A 22,265-nucleotide genomic window follows, 5' to 3' on the forward strand; every position below is an offset into this window, starting at 1 on the left:
AATGAGCTGGCGTGTGGTCATCATCGGCGCCGGGATCGCGGGCGTCAGTGCTGCTGGAGCGATGCGGTCAGCGGGGTACGACGGCGAGATCGTGATGATCGGCGACGAACCCGAGTTGCCCTATCGGCGGCCGCCGGTCTCGAAGGAGATCGTGCGAGGCGACAAGACCGCCGACGAGATCAGGATCAAGAAGGCCGCCTGGTACGACGACCAGCGGATCGAGCTGCGCACCGGCGTCCGGGTCGAGTCGATCGACGTCGCGGGGACCACGGTCGCCCTGGAAACCGGAGAGACGCTGACCTACGATCAGCTCCTGATCGCGACGGGCGGACGTGCCCGGAACCCGTGGCCGGCGACAGGAGCGCACACCCTGCGCAGCCTGAGCGATGTGCCGGCCCTGCACAAGGAGCTCATGTCCGGATCGCCCGTCATCGTGGTGGGAGCCGGTCTGATCGGATCGGAGATCGCCGCGAGTGCTCGCGAGCTCGGCTGCCCGGTGACGCTGCTGGAGTCCGCAGAACTCCCGCTGCCCAAGCTGTTGCCCGCCGAGCTCGGGCAGATGTATCTCGACCTGCATCGCGATCGGGGCACCGAGCTGCACACCGACGTCATGGTGTCCTCGATTCACGACTTCGACGGCTCGACGGTCGTGGAGGCCGCCGACGGACGGTCCTGGTCGGCCCCCGTGGTCGTCGTCGCGGTCGGCATGGAGACCCACGTCGAGCTCGCCGAAGCAGCCGGTATCGCGATCGCGTCGGCCGCCGACGGCGGCGGGATCCTGGTCGACGATCACGGCCGGACCTCCGTCCCAGGCGTGTACGCCGCGGGTGATGTCGCCAATCAGCCTCATCCGGTGTTGGACGGGCGTCACCGGGTCGAGCACTGGCAGGGGGCACAGAATCACGGCACGGCGATCGGAAAGATCCTCGCGGGCGGTGACGCTGCCTTTGTCGAGGTGCCGTGGTGCTGGTCCGATCAGTACGGGGTCAACCTGCAGGTCGTGGGCTGGCCGCAGGCGGGACACGAGCTCGTCGTCGACGGGTCGCTGACCGGGCACGACTTCATCGCGTATCTGCTCGATGACGGGATCGTGCGGGCGGCGGTGTCGATAGGACGTCCACGCGATATCCGGACCGCCCGCGCCTGGATCGCCGACCAGGCCCGGCTCGCCGACGTCATCGAGAAGCAAGCGTGACGGTCGACGGCGTTGTGGCGCCGGTGAGGGTCCGATTGCTCGATGCAGCACACGACATGATCGAGTCGTCGGGCTGGTCGGCGGTGACGATGGCGCGTATCGCAGATGTTGCCGGAGTCAGCCGTCAGACCGTCTACAACGAGTTCGGCACCAAGCATGGCCTCGCCGAGCAACTCGCCCTGAGGGAGCTCGCCCGCTTCCTCGACGTCGTGCGTGAACGGATGGAATCGCAGCACGAGATCACCGAGAGCATCCGCGCCGCCTGCGAGGGTGTCCTGGAGGTCGCCGAGCACAGCCTGTTGGTCCGCACGATCGTGGGCGCCGCTCCGAACGACCAGGACACCGATTTCCTGAAGATCATGACGACCGAGTCCGGTGAGATCGTCGAGGCTTCGGTGACTGTCGTCCAACAGAGCATCAACGAGTTGTACCCCGAGACGCCGCTGACGTCCGAAGAACTGTCGGTCGCGGTGGAACTCGTCGTCCGGCTGGTCCTGTCGGCGATCACCCGGCCCTCCAAGTCCCCGTCGGCCGCCGCGGCCGATATCGCATGGATCGTCGACCTGGCCCTGAAAGGGACGCAGGTCAGGGAGTGACCGGGTCAGGCGTCGGGAACGTGGGCGCTGTCGGCAGAGTCGGTGTCGGCAGGGTGGGTGTCGGCGAAGTTGGCTCCGGCGTCTGACCCTGCGGAGTCACCGGCGACGTCGTGCCGGCATCGGTCACATAGACCAGGCGGCCGTCGGCCAATCGATACACGGTGCCGACCGGGGTGCCACGCCCCTGCGTCTTGACGCCCTCGTCGGGCACATCCTCGATCGTCTGGCCGGGTTTGATGGCCACCTCACCGAGCGCGGGCTTGGTCAGACCGCCCTCTTTGACCGCATCCGACAGACCCAGCGACGACAGCGCGGCCAACAAGAACGCCACGGCCAGCACGATCCCGATATCGAACATGTTGACCAGGCCGTCGAGCGGGTCTCCGGCCTTGTCCTGATGGACGCGTGCGCGCGGAGTGACCTTGATCATGACTGGCCGTCCACCGCGACGGTGGGCGCAGGGGGAACCAGGGGTGGCAGCGGTACGGAATCGGTGGTCGGGCCCGACGCGGCCGGCTTCGGCGGAGCCGGCGGGGGAACGATCGACGCAGCAGCCGAGCCGTCATCGGTCAGGATCGCGGCGATGTATTCCAGGTCTGAGAAGTCCTGGCCGTAGAGGCGTTCGCGGAACAGCGAGAGGCCCAGCGCCAGGACGCCGATCATGATGCCCAGCACCGTGATGCTGAAGGCCAGGCGCAGGTTCTCGGTCAGGGTGTCGACATCGCCGCGAGCCAGACCGTCGAGCGCCGGAGCGAGCGGGATCAGGGTGCCCATCAGGCCCAGGGCCGGGCCGAGGCGGACCAGCAAGCGGGTCCGGCCCAGGCGTGCCTGTCGCCCGAAGTCGAAATCGGCCAGTTCCTTGGCGATGCGGGTATCGGCGCCGGGCTTGCCGACTGCAGCGATCAGGACTTTGAAGGCCTTGCTGACAGGGCCACTCCACGCAACGGTCTGCAGCAAGGCCGAGGCCTCGTCGGTCCGTCCCTCGTCGACAGCCCTGCGGGCACCGGCGCCCGACTTCGCCAAGGCCGAGAACGTGCGGCTACGCCGTTTGATCAGCTCGGTGATGAATGCTCCGACCTCGACCAGTACGGCCGCAAGAGCCAGCAGGGTGAGGATCACCACCGGCAGCTCGAGCACCTCCGCGACACGGAAGATGAAGTTGTAGATCTTGTCGCTCATGCACGTCTCCTGAAGTGGTGCAGCCGGTTACGGAACCATCGGGTCTCACTCGTTGCACCGGCACCGACCAGGAGGACGATCGCCAGTGCTGCCACGGCCCAGGTCGCGATCCGCTTGCGGACCGATGTCTCGCTGGCCGGGGTGGGCGAGCTGGACGCCTGGGTGCCGGGGATTGCCTCGGGGATGCCACCAGGGACGATCTCCGAGCCTGCCAGCACATATCCCTCGACATCGATCAGACCGTCGTCGACGGGAATGTCCTCGGTGGGCTCGTCCTCCAGCGGCTCGTCGATGGGATCGGGCGCGGGCGCGGGCAAATTCGTCGACGGAGGATTGTACGGCGGAACGTATCCGCCGCTGTTGCCGCGGACTCCGCCGCCCGATCCTGTCGTGGGGGAGGACGGTGCTTTCGGCGGCTTGCCGACCTTGACCGTCAGGACGGCGGAGCGTCCGTACGAACCATCGGCGCCGAAAACGCTGACGAAGGCCCCGTAGGTGCCCTTCTTGGTGTACTGGTGCGAGGGCGACTTGGAGCCGCGATTTGGTCCGCGGTTGTCGCCGAAGTCCCAGCGGTACTTGAGGAATGTGCCCGGCTTGCCGCTCAGGGAGACCGAGAACTTGGTCTTGTCCTTGGTCGTCGGTGCACTGATGCTGCTCGTCGCGGTCGGCGCGAGGAGCTTGCCGGTGATGTGGATCGTCAGATCGAGGCGGCCCTTGACGAAGAACTTGTCGGGTCCATTGACGTCGTCTTCGCCGGTCAACGGCCGGAAGTAGCCGATCTGCCCGCCTGAAACGTAGAGCGCGGGAGAAAGATTGTCGTCGAACGGAAAGTCCTTGCCATTCGGGTCGCCGAACGCAGGTTGGTCCAATACCCGAGGGATTCCGGACGCGTCGGGGGCTTCCGAGAACGTGACGTCGTCCGTCAGGTCGGCGTGCTCAGGATGGTTCTCGCCGATATTGGTCAGCAGCGTTCTCAGGCTGAGCGCCTTTGCGGGGCGAGGCGTCGGTGACCGCTTTCCCCCCGGCTTGGTGCGGGTGTAGAACGCTGGTTTGTCGAGGTCGGTCTGGGACAGTTGCCGGATCTGGTCCGCCGTGAAGACGTACTTCGTCACGGTTTTTTTGAAGTCCTGGGTCGAGACGACATTGACGACCACGCACGACTGACTCGCGTCGGGGCATCCTGCCGCTTCGACGGGTCCGGCGGCCAATCCGAGGCCGGCAGCGGTGAACCCGAGCGTCAACAGGGCAGCACGCAAAGCTGTCCTACGCATGTCGTTGCTCCTCCCTGAGCGTGTCGCAGATCTCGATGAACTCTACGGTGTGTTCCAAGTTTGCAAAGAGAGTTACCAGATGTCACGTAAAGGGCAGCGCCGTTGCTGCCCAATAGCGCACCACACACGGTCAGAAACGATAACCTGACCCAGGAATCAATTGGATGTGTCGTCGGCAAACCTGGGCTGAAGGGCGTGTTGTGACAAGTCGAAGCCGGGGCGAGCTTCGATACGAGATCGTCGTGATCCTTGTGGGACTCGCCGTGGTCCTCGTCTCGTCATTGAGGTGGCGTCTGGGTGTTCCGGATCTGAACATCGTGACGATCGCCGCCCTGGTGCTGGTGCCGGTCGCCGTCAGATTTCAGATGTCGATCTCGCGAGGGCCCACCGATCTGACCCTCGGGGTCTCGGCTGCGGCACTGTTCGCCGGAGGATTCGACGACCGAGCCACGGTGCTGCCGATCTGGTCGGTTCTCGTGGCCGTCAGCTACTTCGCCTTCCACCGCGATGAATCCGGGGGACAGTTCCGGGCCGCGATACAGGTGTTGGGCGGTGCCGCTCTGATCGCCGCAGCGAAGCTCACCGATGTGGGTGTGCCTCCGTATGACCAGGTATTCGCCGGGCTCCTGGCCTATTTCGTGACGATTTCGATTCTGGAGATCCTCCGCCGGCTCGTCGCCGGATCCGGCAGCGAAGCCAAGGTCCCTCGCCTGAGGTGGACCTTGACGTTCATCATCGGGCTCGCGGCGTTCTACATCGGTTGTGTGCTGGCCGCGGTCCACCGCGTGGAGACCGGCACGCCATTGGGTGTCGTCCCGAGTCTTGCGGTGACAGTCATCGGCCTGTCGGCTGTGGTCGTGGGCCAGGCGATGCGCAACCGGGAGCTGAGCCGAAGCGTCGAGGCCCTCTCGGGTGCCGCTGTGACGATGCCGTGGCGCAAGGAGGTCATCGCCGAGACTCTGAGTCTGTGGGGCGCCAAAGGTCTGCGGGTGCGGGAGGTCCGGGTCGACAAGTCGCCGGGGTCACGCTCGGACTTCAGCGTTCCGTTGCTCGATGGTCGACATGTCGTGGCCGAACGTGCTGTCGGCGGCCTGCCGTTCACGCAGGTCGAACGACACGTACTCGAGGCGTTGGCCAATATGGCCGACACCTCGCGGCGCGAGTCCGAGCAGCGCGAGAAGCTGCGCAACCGCGCGAACACCGACGGTCTCACTGGTCTGTCGACCTACACCTACTTCCGGGAGGTGCTGGCCGAGGTCAGCCGGTCGCGGAGTCCCGGCGAGTCGATCGCGATCGTCTTCATCGACCTCGACGGTTTCAAGGAGATCAACGACCGGTACGGGCACATCGCCGGCGACCGCGCGATCCAGGTACTCGCCGAACGGTTCCTGCGCCACACCGGCGACAGCAAGACGGTGACCCGTTACGGCGGTGACGAGTTCGCCGTGTTGGTACGCGATGTGGGTGACTACGCGGCGCTTACGGAAGAGTGCGAGCGACTCACGGCATTGGTCAGTCGGCCCATCACGGTGGGTCAGAACACCCTGCGGCTGCGGGCGAGTATCGGCTCGGCGCTGTCATCGAGCCCCGAGGATCAGCTGGAAGAGCTCGTACGGGCCGCGGACCAGCAGATGTACCAGCGAAAGCGCGCGATCCACGCCGGCGACAAGGAAGTCACCTCACGCATCGACGAGGGCGTCCGGCAAGCGATCGTCCACGGGCGCCTCACCACGGCGTACCAGCCGATCGTCCATCTCGACAGCGATGCGGTCGCGAGTCTGGAGGTGCTGGTCAGGTACGCCGACCCGCAGATGGGATCCATCCCGCCGCCGGTCATCGTGGAGTCCGCGATCCGGCTCAACATGCTCGACGATATGACGATCCAGGTTCTCGATCAGGCCATCGCGACGATGATCGAGTGCCGCGAGGAGGTTCCGGGTCTCCGTTCGTTCTCGATCAACCTCGAACTCGAACAGATGATGACCTGGACGCCGTTGCTGCAGCGCATCGCCGACTGCAATGACGAGCACGGCATCGGGATCGTGATCGAGATCTCCGAGGGATCCATCGGGCGCTGGTCGGAGGCGAATGCCGATATCTGTTGGCGTCTCCAGCAGGCGGGCGTGCAGATCGCGATCGACGATTTCGGTGCCGGATTCGCCGGGCTCGGCTCGCTGTACTTGCCTCGGGTCGATGTCGTGAAGCTCGATCGCAGTCTGTTGACCGATCTTGCCGATCCACGCCAGACGCTGGTTGTGACCCGGGCGACCGCGATGCTCAACGAGCTGGGGTTCTGGGTCGTGGCCGAGGGGATCACCGACCTGCACGAAGCGACGGTGTTGCGCGAGGCCGGAGCGACCCACGTGCAGGGATTCCTGTACGGCATGCCCGAGGACCGCTCCGCGACGCTCAGGCGATTTCGTGACCACGGTCTGAAACCGCTGGTCTGTTAGATCCAGCGGTTGAGCCACATCCTGTCGTGCCAGCTGTCGTACGGGATCAGGTCATTGGTCAAGATGGGATGGAAGTACCAGAACGCGACGACCGCGGCCAGGGCGTACAGGCCGATCATGAGCCCTGCCAGGTAGGTGTGACGCGGTGTCGTGCGGCTGCGCCACAAGGCATCGGCCACGAGCGAGATGGCGATGATCGTGAACGGGATGACCGTAACGGCGTAGAACGAGAAGATCGGTCGATCGGCGTTGAAGAACCAGGGCAGCCAGCACGCCGCGACAGCTATCGGCGCAAGGCCCCAGGTCCAGCGCCGGGTGACGAGCCAGGCGATGATCGAGCCCACCAGGGCCAGTGCTCCCGACCACCAGATGATCGGATTGCCCAGGATCAGGATCTCCCGCACGCACTTCTCGCCGGCGGCCTGGCCACATTGCAAAGTGGCCGGCAGATCGAACTGGGCGTCGGCCCCCACAGGGCGCAACTGCAACAGCCAGCCGATCGGATTGGACTGGTAGGGGTGACTGACCCCGTCGAGATTGCTGGTGTGGAAGTCGAATGTCATGACGTGGAAGTGCCACAGCGACCGCAGTGCGTCCCATGTCCCGCCGCCGAAACCCGTGGTCGGACGGTCGACGTAGCTGCCCCACGGCGCGGAGTAGTCGCCGTAGCCGTGTCCGAAACGTGCCTCGTACACCTCGTGATGCACCAGGAAGCCCGTCCACGAGACGACGTAGACGACCAGGGCCACCAGCACGATCGAGACGAAGGCCGGAGCACCCACGATCAGCGTCGTGCGCAGCCAACCGTGATGCATTGCGGTGCGCGGATTGCGTCGGCGGGCCAGGACCTCCCAGACCACGACGACGATGCCGAACACCGCCAGGACGTAGACGCCACTCCACTTGGTTGCGCAGGCCATCCCGAAGCTGAGTCCGGCCAGGAGCTGCCAGGGCCGTAGCAGTCGGTAACTGCCGAGGCGGTCCCTGATCCAATCGCGATCGGCCACCAAGCAGGCGACGCCGCACACGATCCAGAACGTCAGGAAGATGTCGAGCAGCGCCAACCGCGACATCACGAAGTGCATACCGTCGACGGTCAGCAGCAGGCCGGCGAAGCAGCCCATGAACGTCGAGCCGGTCATCCGGCGGACGAGCCGTGCCAGTACCAGGACGGTCAGGGCGCCGATCACGACTCCGGATATGCGCCAGCCGAATGAGTCGAAGCCGAAGAGCTGTTCGCCGATCGCGATGATCCATTTGCCGCCGTCAGGATGCACGATCCATGACGGCTCGCCGGTGAAGATATTGGACAGGTCGCCTTTGACGATCTGGGCGTTCGCCTTCTCGACGTAGTCCTGGACGTAGCCATGCTGCAGCAGCGACCAGCCGTCCTTGGCGTAGTAGGTCTCGTCGAAGACGAACTTGTTGGGATAGCCGACGTTCCAGACCCTCAGGACGAATGCCAGCAGCGCCACGCCGATCGGACCGATCCAGCCCCAGGCACGCGCGGGTATCCGGGACACGTGGTTCACGGCTCCAGCCTAGGGGGCCCGTCCCGGATCCGGTCGTCGAGTGGATGGTCGTGCTGGAGGTCTAGGCGGAAGGGCGCCGACCGCCGAGGCTGAGACACTGGACCCATGTTGATCCTTGCCGCGACCCCCATCGGGCAGGTCGCCGACGCCAGCGGTCGCCTGGCGGACGCGCTGACCACCGCAGACGTCGTCGCGGCCGAGGACACCCGCCGGCTCAAACGACTCGCCGCCGACTTGGGGATCGAGATCGGCGGACGGGTCGTCTCGTACTTCGAGGGCAATGAAGAACGACGCACCCCCGAGCTCGCCCAGTTGCTGGCAGACGGGCTGACGATCGTGCTCGTGACCGACGCCGGGATGCCGAGTGTCTCCGATCCGGGCTACCGGTTGGTCGTCGCGGCCATCGCCGCAGACGTCAAGGTCACCGCGATCCCCGGACCGTCCGCGGTGCTCACAGCTCTCGCGGTCTCCGGGTTGCCGGTCGACCGGTTCTGCTTCGAGGGCTTCCCGCCGCGCAAGGCGGGAGAACGCACCCGCGCATTGAAGGAACTCGCGACCGAGCGTCGCACGATGGTGTTCTTCGAGTCGCCGCACCGCACCGAGGCGACACTCGCCGCGATGGCCCAGGTCTTCGGCGGCGACCGGCCGGCTGCGGTGTGCCGGGAGCTGACCAAGACATATGAAGAGGTTGCTCGCGGCACCCTGGATGACGTCGTGGCGTGGGCCGGCAGCCAGGAGCAGGGCATCCGGGGCGAAGTGACGATCGTTGTCGGAGGGATCGTGGCCGAAGCGCGTACATACGGCGCCGACGAGCTCAAGGCCCTGGTCGCCGCGCGTCAGGGCGACGGACTCAGTCGCAAGGACGCGATCGAGCAGGTCGCCGGCGAGACCGGCGTGCGCAAGAAGGACGTCTACGACGCCGCGCACTCCTGAGTCCACAGGTCGGACGTCCACAGCGCCCTACGTCATCGCCCCGCGAGCCGGCACCAGTCGTTGCAGGAGTACATCTTGCAGAGCCTGATCGACCTGGCTCGGACGCCGACTGCTGCGGAAGTACTTGATCTGCACTGGACACGTATGGACGAGTTGGAGGTCGAAGGACCGCCCGTCGACCGTAGCTCCGCTGCTACCGAGGATCTGGGAGCTGCGTGACAACTTCACGTCCTACGACGCGAGCTACGTGACGCTCGCCGAGGCGCTGGGCTGTCCTCTCGTGACGGCCGACAAGCGGCTGGCGAGCGCGCCAGGCGCCCGTTGCGAGATCGTGGTGCTCGGCGTCTGACGCACTCACTAGACTCATCGTTGTGTCCGACCAAACGTTCTACGTCACCACGCCCATCTACTACGTCAACGACGCGCCCCACATCGGGCACGGCTACACGACGGTCATGGGCGACATCATCACCCGGTGGCACCGCCAGCGAGGCGAGAATGTCTGGTATCTGACGGGCACCGACGAGCATGGCCAAAAAGTCCTGCGCAAGGCCGAGGCCAATGGCGTCTCGCCGCAGGAGTGGGTCGACAAGCTTGTCGAGGAGGAGTGGAAGCCGCTGTTGGAGACGATCGACGTCGCCAACGACGACTTCATCCGCACCACCGAACAGCGTCATTTCGACGGTTCGAAGGCCTTCTGGCAAGACCTCTACGAGCGCGATGCGGTCTACAAAGGCTCGTTCAGCGGCTGGTACAGCGTCGGCAGCGAGGAGTTCGTGGGTGACGATGACGTCGTCGACGGCGAGGGCGATGACGAGGGTCACAAGGTCTCCAAGCTCGACGGCAGCCGGGTCGAGCACATGACCGAGGAGAATTACTTCTTCCGCCTCGGCGACTACCAGCAGAAGCTGCTCGACTTCTACGAGGCCAATCCGACGTTCATCCAACCCGACTCGGCCCGCAACGAGGTCATCTCGTTCGTGTCGCGCGGCCTGCGCGATCTGTCGATCTCCCGTTCGACATTCGACTGGGGCATCGGTGTGCCCTGGGACGAAAAGCACGTCATGTACGTCTGGGTCGAGGCATTGCTCAACTACGTCACGGCGATCGGATACGGCGACGACCAAGAGCGCTTCGAGAAGCTCTGGCCGGCCAATATCCACATCGTCGGCAAGGACATCGCCCGGTTCCATGCCGTCATCTGGCCCGCGATGCTGATGGCTGCAGGTCAGCCCGTCCCGCACCAGGTCTTCGCGCACGGCTGGCTGCTGGTCGGCGGGCAGAAGATGAGCAAGTCCAAGGCAAATGGCATCCGTCCTGACGAGATCGTCGGCACGTTCGGCTCGGACGCCTACCGCTATTACTTCGCCAGGGCCCTGACCTTCGGCAGCGACGGCTCGATCTCGTGGGAGGACATCAGCGCCCGCTATCACTCCGAGCTGGCCAATGGCTTCGGCAATCTGGCCTCACGCGTCGCGGCGATGGTCGGCAAGTACTTCGACGGATCGCTCCCCGCGACAGGTGAGATCACCGCCGCTGAACAGAAGGTCATCGACACGGTTGCTGCTGCGGTGCGTGACGCCGACGACGCTATCGAGGCCGTTGCGCCTCAGGACGCACTGGCTGCCATCTGGCGCATCGTCGACGAGCTCAACGGCTACATCACCGAGCAGGCTCCGTGGAAGGTCGCCAAAGACACTGCTGCTGGCGATCGTCTCGGCACGATCCTCGCGACCGCGGCCGAAGGCTTGCGCGTCCTGGCCGTCCTGCTCAATCCGGTCATGCCCAAGGCATCGGCGGTGCTGTGGGACTCGCTCGGTGCCGAGCCCACGCTGGGGGCATTGGCCGATCAGCGGATCGACGCCGTCGCAGCCTGGGCGCAGTTGCCGGCCGGTGCGACGATCACCAAGCCGGCATCGCTGTTCCCGCGTATCGAGGCACCTGCGGAGTGACCGTCACCCAGGGCTGGCCGCAGGCGCCGGAGGCACTGCCGTCTCCGGTTGTCGACAACCACTGCCACCTCGATCACCGCGCCTACAGCAAAGGTGTCGAGGGCGGGCTGCTGATCCCGCTCGACGAGGCACTCGATCGGGCGGCCGCGGTCAACGTGACGCGAGTGGTGCAGGTCGGGTGCGATCTCGAAGGCTCCCGCTGGGCCGTGGAGACCGCCAGGACGTACGATTCCGTCGTCGCGGCCGTGGCGCTGCACCCCAACGAAGCGCCGAAGCGGGCCGAATCGGGTCAACTCGACGCAGCCTTGGCCGAGATCGATCGGCTCGCGCAGGCCGGTGGCCACGTCAGAGCCGTGGGTGAGACAGGTCTCGACTATTTCCGCACGGGGGAGAGCGGCCGTGAAGCCCAGCACGCCTCGTTCCGTGAGCACATCCGGATCGCCAAGCGACACGATAAGACGCTGGTGATCCACGACCGTGACTCCCACGACGATGTCTTGGCGGTGCTCGACGATGAGGGCGTGCCCGAGCGGGTCGTCATGCACTGCTTCTCCGGCGATGCCGGATTCGCTCGCGAATGCGTCGAGCGTGGCGCCTACTTGTCGTTCGCGGGCACCGTGACGTTCAAGAATGCCGAAAACCTGCGTGAAGCGCTCCGCGTGACTCCCGCTGACCGTATTCTTGTCGAGACCGATGCGCCCTTCCTCACACCCATTCCGTATCGTGGGCAGCCGAATGCTTCGTTCATGATTCCACTCACCGTGAGATTCATGGCTGAAATTGCAGGCAAAAGCGTTGAAGAATTGTGCAAGGACATAGATTCCAACACCGATCGCGCATTTGGCGGGAGCTGGGCGCAGCGGGGTTGAAATGGCAACGGATTTGACCTTCAGGAGGTCGCGGTTATGGTGGAAAGTCGGCCCGGTCATCGACTTTCGAGGAATGCAGTGCACAACCCTCCAGAACATGAAGCATCGCCCAAGGTACCCGGACGGCGCGTCAAGCACCGTCAGCGCAAGTCCGTCAAGCTCATCGCCCTGAACGCCGCGATAGTCCTCGCGATCGGCGGCGGCACGGCTGCCTACGGTGCCATGAGTCAGACCGTGACGCTGTCGGTCGAAGGCGTCGACTCGTCGATCCGCACCTTCGGCGGCACCGTGAGCAGCGTTCTCGACGACCACGAAGTCACGCTCAAGACCGGCGACAAGGTCAACATGCCGTTGGACGGCGGGTTGTCGGACGGCGACACGATCGAGGTCGCGTACGCCAAGCCCGTGACGCTGACCGTCGACGGCAAAGTCTCCAAGGAGACGGTCTACGACCGCACCGTCGATCAGGCAATCAGCTCGCTAGGCGTGACAGCGGCGCCCGATGCCTACATTTCGGCGAAGCGTACGGCGACGGTGCCGCGCACGGGCATGTCGCTGGTGATCAGCTCGCCCAAGCAGCTCACGATCGTGGCCGACGGCAACAAGAAGACCGTGACGACCAAGACGCCGACCGTTTCCGGTGTGCTTGCCGAAGCAGGAGTCACGCTCGACAAGGACGATGAGGTCAAGCCGGCGCTCGACGCGTACGTCACTGCCCAGGACAAGGTGCGGGTCGTCCGCATCAAGAAGGTCACCAAGACCGAGACGGTCAAGCTCAAGCACAAGGTCGAGGTGCGCGAAGACCCCGATGCGCTGATGGGTGAGACCGAAGTCGTCAAGGCAGGCAAGAACGGCAAGGCCCGCGAACGGGTGACGCTGGTGTACGCCGACGGGAAGCTTCGCGAGCGCACGGTCCACTCCACCGACGCGGTGAGCAATCCGGTGACCGAAGTCGTGTCACGTGGCACGAGTCGCACACCTCCCGACAGTGTGTGGGACAAGATCGCGCAGTGCGAATCCGGTGGCAACTGGTCGATCAACACCGGCAACGGCTACTACGGTGGCCTGCAGTTCAGCGCCGCCACGTGGCGCAGCGTCGGCGGTCCGGGGCTGCCGCACCAAAACAGCCGCGAGGTCCAGATCAAGTACGCCAAGATCCTCCAGGCTCGTTCGGGCTGGGGCCAATGGGGCTGTGCCCACGCGAGGTTCAACTGACGCACGCGAGGCTGCTCGGAGCCGCTGACGTTCGTCGGCTAGCCGAAACCTGCGGGATCCGTCCCACCAAACAGCGTGGTCAGAACTTCGTCCATGACGCCAACACAGTTCGCCGCATTGTCAAGGCATCGGGTATCACGCCCGACGATGTCGTCGTCGAGATAGGCCCCGGGCTCGGCTCCTTGACCCTGGGCCTGCTCGAAGTGGCCCGGCACGTCACCGCCGTCGAGATCGACGAGGTACTTGCGGGCCAATTGCCGACCACCCTGGCCGAGTTCGCTCCCGATCAGGTCGATTCATTCGATCTTGTGCTGGCCGATGCCATGAAGGTGACCTCGCTTCCAGGTCCGGAGCCGACGGCGTTGGTGGCGAATCTGCCGTACAACGTCTCGGTGCCGGTGCTGCTGACCTTCCTCGAACGGTTCCCGTCGATCCGCACCGGACTCGTCATGGTGCAGGCCGAAGTGGCACATCGTCTGGCGGCTGTTCCGGGCTCGAAGATCTACGGCATTCCGAGCGTCAAAGCCGCGTGGTACGCCGAGGTGAAACTCGCCGGATCGGTTGGCCGCAATGTGTTCTGGCCGATGCCGAACGTGGAGTCCTCACTCGTCGCCTGGACACGGCGCGAGGCACCCGGCGATGAGGAGCTGCGGTTGAAGACGTTCGCGGTCGCTGATGCCGCCTTCGCCCAACGGCGCAAGACCATGCGCGCCGCGCTTGCGTCATTGGCCGGATCAGGCGCCGAAGCCGAGGACGCTCTGAACGCTGCCGGCATCTCTCCACAGGCTCGCGGGGAGATGTTGACGGTCGAGGACTTCGCCCGTCTGGCGGCGCATTTCTAGCCTGGCCCATTACTCTGGCGCCATGATTGTCGACGAGCGGATCTGGCGCATCGCCGGTGATCCGCTGGTGCGCCCGACCGGCTCGGGTGCTCTGACCGGCGAGACTGTCGCGGTCAAGGACATGTTCGCCGTCGCGGGCGAACGGGTGGGCGCGGGAAATCCCGCCTGGCTGCACGATGCGGTGCCACAGCTCTCACATGCCTGGGCGGTCGAGCGTTTGCTGGCCGACGGTGCCGCCGTCCGGGGAATCGCCCGGTGCGATGAGTTCGCGTACAGCCTGGCCGGCACCAATGTGCACTACGGGACACCGCCCAATCCGAAGGCACCGCACCGCGTTCCGGGTGGATCAAGCTCCGGATCGGCATCGGCGGTGTCGATGGGATTGGCGTCGATCGGCCTGGGAACCGACACAGCCGGGTCGATCCGGGTTCCGGCCGCCTATCAGGGACTGTGGGGTATCAGGACGACGCACGCAGCGGTGCCGAATGACGGACTCCTCGCGCTGGCCCCGATGGCCGATGCGATCGGCTGGCTGACCCGCGACTCCGCTCTTTTGGCCACGGTTGCGGAGTCATTGCTGCCGGTCGACACGGCGTCTTTGGCAGAAGTCGTGGTCGTCGACGGACTGTTGGACTTCGCCGAGCCGCAGGTCCGGACTGCGGTGCGAGGACTGGCCGGGACGTTTGCCCGGATCGACTGGCCGCTCGCGGAGATGTCCCGGGTGCTGACGGCGTTTCGGACCAGGCAGGCCTATGAGGCCTGGCAGGAACGCGGGCACTGGCTTGCCTCCCGCCTGGACACGCTCGGGCCTGGAGTGCGTGCCCGGTTCGAATGGGCCTCTTCTCTGACGGCCGAAGCCGGCGAGCAGGCTCGCGTCGAGGTGTTGCGTCATCGCGAGGGCATCCGCCGGCTGCTTGGCAACCGAGTGCTGTTGGTGCCGTCCGCGTCCTCTGTCGCACCGCCTTTGCGCAGGGCCCGGGATCTGGAGTTGCTGCGTCGCACCACGATGCAGTTGACCTGTATCGCCGGGGTTGGGGGACTGCCCGCAGTCAACGTCCCTCTGGTCACCAAGAGCGGCTTGCCGACCGGTGCGAGTCTGGTCGGACCAGCGGGATCCGACCGGGCTCTGATCGACTTGGCGGCGCAGTTGGTGCCTCCGCATGAGCAGGATCGGGTCAAACCACTAGGTTGAACGTGTGAGTTCTGCCAACGTCCGTGTCCCCGCGAAAATCAACCTCTGCCTGGGCGTCGGTCCCGTCCGCGAGGACGGCTACCACCCGCTCGCGACGGTCTATCAGGCTGTCGACCTACATGACGAGGTCCGGGCGACGCTGCGCGATGACGATGAGATCACCGTGGTGGTGCATTCGGAGCTCGACGTGAGTACCGAGATCGCGATCGTGCCCGAGGACGACGACAATCTCGCGGTACGCGCCGCCCGGTTGCTCCGTGAACGCACCGGCGAGGTTCGGGGCGTCGACCTGGCAATCCGCAAGGTCATCCCGGTTGCAGGGGGTATGGCGGGGGGATCTGCCGATGCCGCCGCGGCGCTCGTCGCGTGCAATGAGGCCTGGGGGACGGGTCTGAGTCGCTCGGCGCTCGAGCAGCTCGGCGCCCAATTGGGCAGCGATGTGCCGTTCCTGCTCCACGGCGGCAACGCGATCGGCGGCGGCCGAGGTGAGACGATCAGCCCGGTACTGGCCCGAGGCTCGTACAACTGGGTCTTCGCGACGGCACATGAAGGTCTGTCGACAGCCGCGGTCTACGCCGAGTTCGACCGCATCAACGCCGATTCGGGTGTTGCGATGCCTGCGGTCCCCGATGCCCTCCTGGCCGCTTTGCGGGCCGGTGATGCCGACGCTCTCGGTGCCGCGCTGTCGAATGATCTGACCGAGGCCGCGCTGTCGCTGCGCCCCGAACTGGCCGACACGCTTGCGGTCGGCATCGAGGCAGGAGCCCTCGGTGCGATCTTGTCGGGTTCCGGTCCGACCGCGATGTTCCTGGCCTCGGACGAGCAGCACAGCCTCGACATCGCCTTCGCGCTCACGAGTGCCGCGGACTGCGCCGATGTGATTCAGTCACGTGGTCCCGTCGCTGGAGCACGCCCGATCTGACTCCGCGCTGAGGAGGCACTTCCCGCCCCGTGAGGAGGTGCTTGCGGCCCCCTCGTTGCGGGACGTACCTACCTCGCCGACGGACGATAAGTGCCTCGTCAGCGTTGTTGCAGAGCTTTGGCGGCCTTCGCTGCAGCCGAGCCCCCGGTGAACCCGGCCAGCCAATTGCGAAGCTCAGGTACGTGGGTGCTGCGCCCGAGGCGGATCGATTCGTCCAGGAGTACGGCAAGGATCGCGCCCATGCCACGAGTCTGACGGTCGAGGCGGGGCAGCAAAGCCGTGAGCACGTCGACCACTGAGGCGGGAGCGAGCATGGCAGCGTCGCTGAAGGAGTCGGCCCAGCGGGTCAGGATGCAGGCGGGCACACATGCGGCGAAGCCTTCGGCCGCATCGGCCGCGGACAGCCGAGTGGGGATCACGGCGGCGAAGAGCTCTGCGGCCTGAGCTTTCAGTGAGGCGTCCACCGCCGACATACCGAGCGCGACAAGCTGCCCGGTCTCAGCGGTCCAGCTTCCCGGATGGTTCGCCAGCGCAGTCAGGATCGCGGTCGCTCGGTGCTCGGATCCCTCATCGGCTGCTGATTTCAAGATGCCGATGCCCGCCGCAGTGAGAGGCATGGTCGATGGCGGGTGCACGAGTGCGAGCTGCGAGGAGACCAGATCGGTGACGCCCCAATAATGGGGATGTGTGCTCGGATCGCGCGAGGCAATGATCCCCGGATCGAGTGTCGAGGGTCGTGTGGCGGAATCAGCACGGACCACCGGCGTCCACCACACCCACTGCGGATCGCCGTTGGCCTTACGTGAATCTGACTCGCGGCTGCGCCATTCGATGCCGATTGACTCAGTCACCGGGGGAACCGGGGCCCCTGTCGCGGCAAGTACGCGGTCGAGTTCTGGTGGTGGAACCCGCAACAGGGCTTGGGCGAGATCGGCCGGCAGGGGAGTCACGGAAGCCAACCGGAATCGCTCGAGGAGCACATCGGCGTCGATCCATCCGTGCGAGTCGGTCGGCGTCGCGAGCAGCGGGCGATGTGGTGCATGTCCCTGGGCTATTGCAGCGACCTCGCGCAGCCTGGTGACCAGGCTTGGCAGGATCGTGTGCTCTTCCTCGGTGGGGCGTAAGACTCCTTGCCAGAAGGTCTGGGGCAAGAAGTCAGCCTGCGGATCGACGGCCGCGAGCACCAATGCGGCCGTCCAGGAGTGCGAGTCGTCCGCGTTGATCTTGCGGGCTCGTTTCTCCAATGGTCGCAAGATCTCGTCAGCGCTCTGGGTGCAAGCAAGCCAAGCCAGCGCGCGCTCGAACTCGATCGCATCACTCGAGCCCTCGAGCAGTGAAGCGAATAGTTCCAGTGCATCGTCATTGCCGCACGGCGCTACCGGCACCGGCGTGGGTACTGCTTCTGGGGCTTGGCACGCTGGCTGTGCGGATGTGACCGGCTCGGCAGCTGCCGCCGGCATCAGCTCGGCGAGGACTGCGGGAGCCAATAGCTCGCGTGCCTGGTCGATCAGATCGTCCTGGTGGAGTCTGAGGAGTGAAGTGACGGCAACTCGCTGAACATCGGCATGCGGGTGGGTCAGCCCTTCGGCGATCGCCTCAGCCACCGCATTGCTGTCTGCGTCGGGCTGTGCCGCGATGGAGTTGAGCATGCGGAGCACAGTCAAAGCTGCGGCCTTACTTCCCGCCAAGGCAGGCATGCAGGCCGCGACGAACCCGGCGGCGTCCAGCATCTCTGCCTTGTGGACCGCAGCGAGCTGCTTGACCGCGAGGGACACGCTTGCGGTGACCGATGAGCTGAGCGAAAGCAACAGCAGCTCTTGATCTTCCGCAGCCTCGGCCGGCGTGGGCGTGAGCGCGGCATAAACCCGGGAGAACCAGCCGGCTCGATAGGAGGAGAAGTCGCGGTTCAGGGCTTCGAGACAGGAACGCAGCACGCGCCTGCGGTCCAGAGTTCCCTCATGCGTGAGCAAGACGACCGTGCGATGCCAGTTGAGGTCTCCGCGCGAAAATTTGTCGATATTGGCCAGCGAGATCTCGCCACCACCCTCGACCTCGAAGACCCGCCAGAACACGTCGTCGCGCAAGGCATGGTCATGGCGCAGCAGGTGGATCCGGATCTCCTGCTCATACCGTCCGCCCAGCGACCCGATCAGCGCGAGGACGTAGTCGTCGGTGTGCTCGATCTCGGCGCCACCGAACAGTTCCGTGAGGCGGATCAATGCGAAGAAGGGTCTTTGACTCCACGACGTTGCCAACTCGCGCAATGCCGTCTGGGAGGTGTCGAGCACCCGGATGTCGTCCTGCTCGACGGTCAGCATCGCGTCGTAGATCTCGCGCAACGTCGCCTCTTCGCCCACGAGACGGGTCGTGTCCTTGCAGAAATCCCAGACCGTCTTGTAGCTCATGAAATCTCCTGCTCGAACGTCATGCGGGCCGCGAGACTGTGCTTGCAGGGGCCGCGAGTGCCCCGGTACTTCGCGTACCAAGGGCAGCTGCACCGATCTGCGGCAGCCTCGCTGCCGAGTCGTACCTCGTATCGCGTGCCAGCCGAGTTCACGTGGGCCAATCCGTTGCCGTCCAGGTGGACAGCCCCGGCGAGGATGAGCTGGTGCGCATCGGCCAGGCGTGGGTGCAGGGTGTCGAGCAAGTCTTGGCGTACCGGCATGGGGCGGTGGAAATAGGTTGAGGTGGTGAGGTCGTAGCCGACCTGCCCAGAAGAGGCCAGCACGCTCAACACGATCTGGACCCGTTCCTGAGGCATCGCGAGCACGCTGGCCAGGCGGGTCACGTCGATCCGCGCGTCGAAGCCCAGCAACGCGGCGACACGCTCGACGTCGGCAGACACATCGCCCTCTGCCAACGAGTGCAGCACAGCGCCCTCGCCGGAGAATCCGCGTGCCTTTTCGGGACTCAGCGCGACGGTAACCCGGGCCCCCGGCAGGTCGAGCACCCAGGCGCTGGACGCCGGCAGAGACATGGCGTCGGCTTCAGGACCGTACACACGCAGTCCCGTGGCAAAACGCAGCAGCGGTTCGAGCACACGCAACCGTTCTGGTCCGGCAAGGCACACAGCGCCCGCACTGGGACGGGATGCGAGGCGCAACGAGCGTGCTGCGTGGGTCGCCCACATCGCTGATTTTGTCGCGGACGATCGCGGCAGCGTCTGAACGAACTGGCGGGCGGCCGGGCCGTCGAGTTCATGTCGAAGGTTCATGTTCGCGCTCAGCATCTGGGTCTCCGCGAAACCCTTGAGCCAGCGATGGGGCAAGGGGACCTTCTCTTCTACGATCTCGGCGTCCATGGTCGATATGCGGAGTTCGTCCTGACCGACGTTCAGGTGAAGCGGCTCCGAGGGACGCAAAGCTGCCAGCGCCTGACGAAGCGGCGGGTTCACGTCGACATTCGTCACTCCCGTAGCCACGTGGGCGGCGTCGAGGGCCGCCGCATCGATGTCGAGCCGGCTGTAGACGCCGCAGCACACGCTGAACGACTCGAATCGCAGACCTTCAGGGGTCGAGGTGACCACCGGATCTGCGGCCCGGAGAATCGCGGCCAGAGTATTGGGCGGCACATAGAAGCGGGTGCGCGCGACTCTGGCGATCACGAGCAGGGCTTGTGCCACGACGGCGGGATGTTCGACGAATCCAGAGAAGAAGAACGGGTGCGCAGCAGTCGTCCCGCCGCTGGTGGCAAGCGCTAGTCGCGAACCGTTGCCGTCGGCGACGAGTGTGGAGGAGGCGAGGTAGGCGTAGTCGAGTTCGGGAGCCATCGGCAGTCCAGCGTGCTGCTCAGGACTCGAGCAGTTCGGTCAGCTCCAGCCAGCGTTCTTCGTGGGCGGCGATCTTGCTTTCGAGCTCTTGGATCTCGGCTGAGAGCTTCGTCAAGGTCGGGACGTCCGTCGGATCGACCTCGGTCAGTTCGATCTGTGCGGCGCTGATCCGGGCGGCAAGCTTCTCGATCTTGCGGTCGATCGAGCCGACCTCTTTGCGGGCATTGCGCTCGTCTGCGCTCGACAACGATGACTTCTTGACGTGCCCGGCCGAGGACGGGTTCGACGCCGACGGACCAGAGGCCGCGTCCTGCTTCTTCCGCAGATCGAGGTACTGGTCGACGCCACCGGGCAGGTGCCGGAAATGGCCGTCCATGATGGCGTACTGCTGATCGGTGATCCGCTCCAGCAGATAGCGATCGTGCGAGACGACGAGCAGTGTTCCGGGCCAGGTGTCGAGCAGATCCTCCATCGCCGCGAGCATGTCGGTGTCGAGGTCATTGGTCGGCTCATCGAGAACCAGCACATTGGGCTCGTCGAGCAGGATCATCAACAGCTGCAGGCGACGCTTCTGGCCACCTGACAGGTCCTTGACGGGGGTCGACATCTGCGCGCTGCTGAAGCCGAGGCGTTCGAGCAACTGCGAGGGCGTCATCTCCTTGCCGCCAGAGACATAGGAGGTGCGCTGGCGTCCAACGACATCGCTGACCCGGTCGTTGCCGACGTCCTTGAGCTCATTGAGCTCCTGGGTCAATGTCACCACCCGGATCGTCTTACCGCGCTTGACTCGGCCCGACGTGGGCTGGACCTTACCGGTCACCAGGCCCAGCAGCGTCGACTTGCCGGCACCGTTGGCGCCGAGGATTCCGGTCCGCTCGCCGGGCGCGATCCGCCACTCGACGTTCTTGAGCACCTCGTGGTCGTAGGAGACGCTGACGTCGAGGATGTCGACGACGTCCTTGCCCAAGCGCGAGGTCGCCATCTGCTTGAGTTCGATCGCATCGCGCGGTGCCGGTTCGTTCTCGATCAGTGCGTTGGCGGCGTCGATCCGGAACTTGGGCTTGGTCGTCCGGGCAGGTGCGCCGCGTCGCAGCCAGGCAAGCTCCTTGCGCATCAGGTTCTGCCGCTTGGACTCGGTCGCGGCGGCATGACGGTCGCGCTCGACCCGCTGCAGGATGTACGCCGCGTACCCGCCCTCGAAGGGCTCGACGATTCCGTCGTGCACCTCCCAGGTCGCGGTGCAGACCTCGTCGAGGAACCAGCGGTCGTGGGTCACGACCAGGAGACCCCCGGCATTGGACGACCAGCGCTTCTTGAGGTGACCGGCAAGCCAGGTGATGCCTTCAACGTCCAAGTGGTTGGTCGGCTCGTCGAGGAACAGGACGTCGTCGTCGCCGACCAGCAGCTTGGCCAGCGCGACACGTCGACGTTGACCACCCGACAAGGTGCCGATCGTGGCGTCCCAGGCGATGTCGGAGACGAGCCCGGCGATGACATCGCGGACATTGGCATCACCGGCCCACTCGTAGTCCTCTTTGTCTCCGACGATCGCGTGGCCGACGGTGCCGTCCTGGTCGAGCGTGTCGGTCTGGTCGAGCATCCCGATCGTCACACCGCCGCGCGTCGTCACCCGGCCGGAGTCGGGCTGCACGACTCCGGTGAAGATGCGCAACAGGGTCGACTTGCCGTCGCCGTTGCGACCCACGATGCCGATCCGGTCGCCCTCGTCGATGCCGATGGTGACCGATTTGAAGACGGTCTTGGTAGGAAAGTCGAGCGCGATCTGTTCTACGCCGAGGAGATGTGCCACCGCACGAGTCTAGGCTCCCAGCGGCGGGCCTCACGCAGTGCGTCAGTGGTCGAATGGCAGGGAGAGCTTGCGCAGGGCCGAGATGATGCTGGCCGTCTCGTCAGGCGCCAGTGCCACGAGCAGTCTTTGCTCTGCTTCGAGCAGCGCGTCGAGGGCGCCGTCGACGGCGATCCGGCCGGAATCGGTCAAGCTGACCTGGACCCCTCGCCGATCTGCGGGGTCAGGCAGACGTTCGACCAGCCCCTTGCGGACGAGCCTGTCGACCCGGTTGGTCATGGTCCCGCTGGTCACGAGAGTTTCCTGGACCAGCTGTCCGGGGGAGAGGCGATAGGGCTTGCCGGAGCGCCTGAGCGCTGACAGCACATCGAACTCAGATGGCTCGAGACCATGGTGCGCGAAGGCCTCTTTGCGAGCACGATCCAGGTGCAGCGCGAGCCGGGTGACCCGGCTCAGGACATGCATGGGAGTCACGTCCATGGCAGGGCGTTCGTGCTGCCATGCCGCGATGAGCCGATCGACGTCATCCTCCATGAGT

Annotated in this window: 19 protein-coding genes; 11 read left to right on the forward strand and 8 right to left on the reverse strand. The window is 65.5% G+C overall.

The window, feature by feature from the left end:
* Position 1 precedes the first annotated feature (1 nt).
* Both ACXJKC_RS03515 and ACXJKC_RS03520 read left to right on the forward strand, forming a co-directional pair.
* A complete protein-coding gene (locus ACXJKC_RS03515; RefSeq protein WP_456695286.1) occupies positions 2 to 1,195 on the forward strand; it encodes an NAD(P)/FAD-dependent oxidoreductase in 1,194 nt (397 codons plus the stop codon).
* Positions 1,192 to 1,791 (forward strand): TetR family transcriptional regulator, encoded by a 600-nt coding sequence (locus tag ACXJKC_RS03520; protein ID WP_456695287.1) that lies wholly within the window; start codon positions 1,192 to 1,194, stop codon positions 1,789 to 1,791. Before ACXJKC_RS03515 ends, ACXJKC_RS03520 begins: the two co-directional genes overlap by 4 nt.
* Here ACXJKC_RS03520 and ACXJKC_RS03525 read toward each other — a convergent pair.
* Genes ACXJKC_RS03525 through ACXJKC_RS03535 form a run of 3 tightly spaced genes read right to left on the reverse strand, consistent with a single transcriptional unit; the run spans position 1,781 to position 4,241 of the window.
* Complete coding sequence (locus ACXJKC_RS03525) at positions 1,781 to 2,221, reverse strand: DUF2149 domain-containing protein (protein WP_456695288.1); 441 nt, start codon at positions 2,219 to 2,221, stop codon at positions 1,781 to 1,783. The genes ACXJKC_RS03520 and ACXJKC_RS03525 overlap by 11 nt on opposite strands.
* A complete protein-coding gene (locus tag ACXJKC_RS03530) occupies positions 2,218 to 2,970 on the reverse strand; it encodes a MotA/TolQ/ExbB proton channel family protein (protein WP_456695289.1) in 753 nt (250 codons plus the stop codon). Before ACXJKC_RS03530 ends, ACXJKC_RS03525 begins: the two co-directional genes overlap by 4 nt.
* A complete protein-coding gene (locus tag ACXJKC_RS03535; protein ID WP_456695290.1) occupies positions 2,967 to 4,241 on the reverse strand; it encodes a PKD domain-containing protein in 1,275 nt (424 codons plus the stop codon). The genes ACXJKC_RS03530 and ACXJKC_RS03535 overlap by 4 nt, the downstream gene beginning before the upstream one ends.
* 200 nt (positions 4,242 to 4,441) lie before the next feature.
* On the opposite strand from ACXJKC_RS03535, the gene ACXJKC_RS03540 reads away from it, so the two are divergent.
* Complete coding sequence (locus ACXJKC_RS03540; protein ID WP_456695291.1) at positions 4,442 to 6,694, forward strand: EAL domain-containing protein; 2,253 nt, start codon at positions 4,442 to 4,444, stop codon at positions 6,692 to 6,694.
* Here the strand turns inward: ACXJKC_RS03540 and ACXJKC_RS03545 are convergent.
* The gene (locus ACXJKC_RS03545) at positions 6,691 to 8,226 is read right to left on the reverse strand and encodes a dolichyl-phosphate-mannose--protein mannosyltransferase (RefSeq protein ID WP_456695292.1); all 1,536 of its coding nucleotides are present in this window, start codon (positions 8,224 to 8,226) and stop codon (positions 6,691 to 6,693) included. The genes ACXJKC_RS03540 and ACXJKC_RS03545 overlap by 4 nt on opposite strands.
* A 105-nt stretch (positions 8,227 to 8,331) precedes the next feature.
* Between ACXJKC_RS03545 and rsmI the strand changes: the two genes are divergently transcribed.
* The 8 genes from rsmI to ACXJKC_RS03585 all read left to right on the forward strand — a co-directional run bounded on the left by rsmI (position 8,332) and on the right by ACXJKC_RS03585 (position 16,151).
* On the forward strand, positions 8,332 to 9,159 hold the full coding sequence (rsmI, locus tag ACXJKC_RS03550) for a 16S rRNA (cytidine(1402)-2'-O)-methyltransferase (protein WP_456695293.1): 828 nt from the start codon (positions 8,332 to 8,334) through the stop codon (positions 9,157 to 9,159).
* 75 nt (positions 9,160 to 9,234) lie between these two features.
* Positions 9,235 to 9,378 (forward strand): hypothetical protein, encoded by a 144-nt coding sequence (locus ACXJKC_RS03555; protein WP_456695294.1) that lies wholly within the window; start codon positions 9,235 to 9,237, stop codon positions 9,376 to 9,378.
* A gap of 152 nt (positions 9,379 to 9,530) precedes the next feature.
* Complete coding sequence (gene metG / locus ACXJKC_RS03560; protein ID WP_456695295.1) at positions 9,531 to 11,111, forward strand: methionine--tRNA ligase; 1,581 nt, start codon at positions 9,531 to 9,533, stop codon at positions 11,109 to 11,111.
* Positions 11,108 to 11,980 carry a TatD family hydrolase gene (locus ACXJKC_RS03565; protein WP_456695296.1) on the forward strand — a complete coding sequence of 291 codons (873 nt, stop codon included), beginning with the start codon at positions 11,108 to 11,110 and terminating at the stop codon, positions 11,978 to 11,980. The genes metG and ACXJKC_RS03565 overlap by 4 nt, the downstream gene beginning before the upstream one ends.
* A 78-nt stretch (positions 11,981 to 12,058) precedes the next feature.
* Positions 12,059 to 13,195, forward strand: coding sequence for a transglycosylase family protein (locus ACXJKC_RS03570; protein WP_456695297.1), 1,137 nt, complete (start codon positions 12,059 to 12,061; stop codon positions 13,193 to 13,195).
* Positions 13,165 to 14,037 (forward strand): 16S rRNA (adenine(1518)-N(6)/adenine(1519)-N(6))-dimethyltransferase RsmA, encoded by an 873-nt coding sequence (gene rsmA / locus ACXJKC_RS03575; protein WP_456695298.1) that lies wholly within the window; start codon positions 13,165 to 13,167, stop codon positions 14,035 to 14,037. The genes ACXJKC_RS03570 and rsmA overlap by 31 nt, the downstream gene beginning before the upstream one ends.
* A gap of 22 nt (positions 14,038 to 14,059) precedes the next feature.
* Entirely contained in the window at positions 14,060 to 15,229 is a 1,170-nt protein-coding gene (locus ACXJKC_RS03580; RefSeq protein ID WP_456695299.1) for an amidase family protein, read from the forward strand.
* A gap of 4 nt (positions 15,230 to 15,233) precedes the next feature.
* The gene (locus tag ACXJKC_RS03585) at positions 15,234 to 16,151 is read left to right on the forward strand and encodes a 4-(cytidine 5'-diphospho)-2-C-methyl-D-erythritol kinase (protein WP_456695300.1); all 918 of its coding nucleotides are present in this window, start codon (positions 15,234 to 15,236) and stop codon (positions 16,149 to 16,151) included.
* A gap of 98 nt (positions 16,152 to 16,249) precedes the next feature.
* Here the strand turns inward: ACXJKC_RS03585 and ACXJKC_RS03590 are convergent, their stop codons facing one another.
* From ACXJKC_RS03590 to ACXJKC_RS03605, 4 genes are read right to left on the reverse strand one after another with little or no spacing between them, the layout of a single operon-like run.
* A complete protein-coding gene (locus ACXJKC_RS03590) occupies positions 16,250 to 18,556 on the reverse strand; it encodes a DUF6493 family protein (protein ID WP_456695301.1) in 2,307 nt (768 codons plus the stop codon).
* The gene (locus ACXJKC_RS03595; RefSeq protein ID WP_456695302.1) at positions 18,553 to 19,920 is read right to left on the reverse strand and encodes an SWIM zinc finger family protein; all 1,368 of its coding nucleotides are present in this window, start codon (positions 19,918 to 19,920) and stop codon (positions 18,553 to 18,555) included. Before ACXJKC_RS03595 ends, ACXJKC_RS03590 begins: the two co-directional genes overlap by 4 nt.
* Before the next feature lie 19 nt (positions 19,921 to 19,939).
* A complete protein-coding gene (locus tag ACXJKC_RS03600) occupies positions 19,940 to 21,730 on the reverse strand; it encodes an ABC-F family ATP-binding cassette domain-containing protein (RefSeq protein ID WP_456695303.1) in 1,791 nt (596 codons plus the stop codon).
* A gap of 42 nt (positions 21,731 to 21,772) precedes the next feature.
* Positions 21,773 to 22,261, reverse strand: coding sequence for a MarR family winged helix-turn-helix transcriptional regulator (locus ACXJKC_RS03605; protein ID WP_456695304.1), 489 nt, complete (start codon positions 22,259 to 22,261; stop codon positions 21,773 to 21,775).
* Positions 22,262 to 22,265: the final 4 nt, after the last annotated feature.

The organism is Aeromicrobium sp. P5_D10, assembly GCF_054049535.1.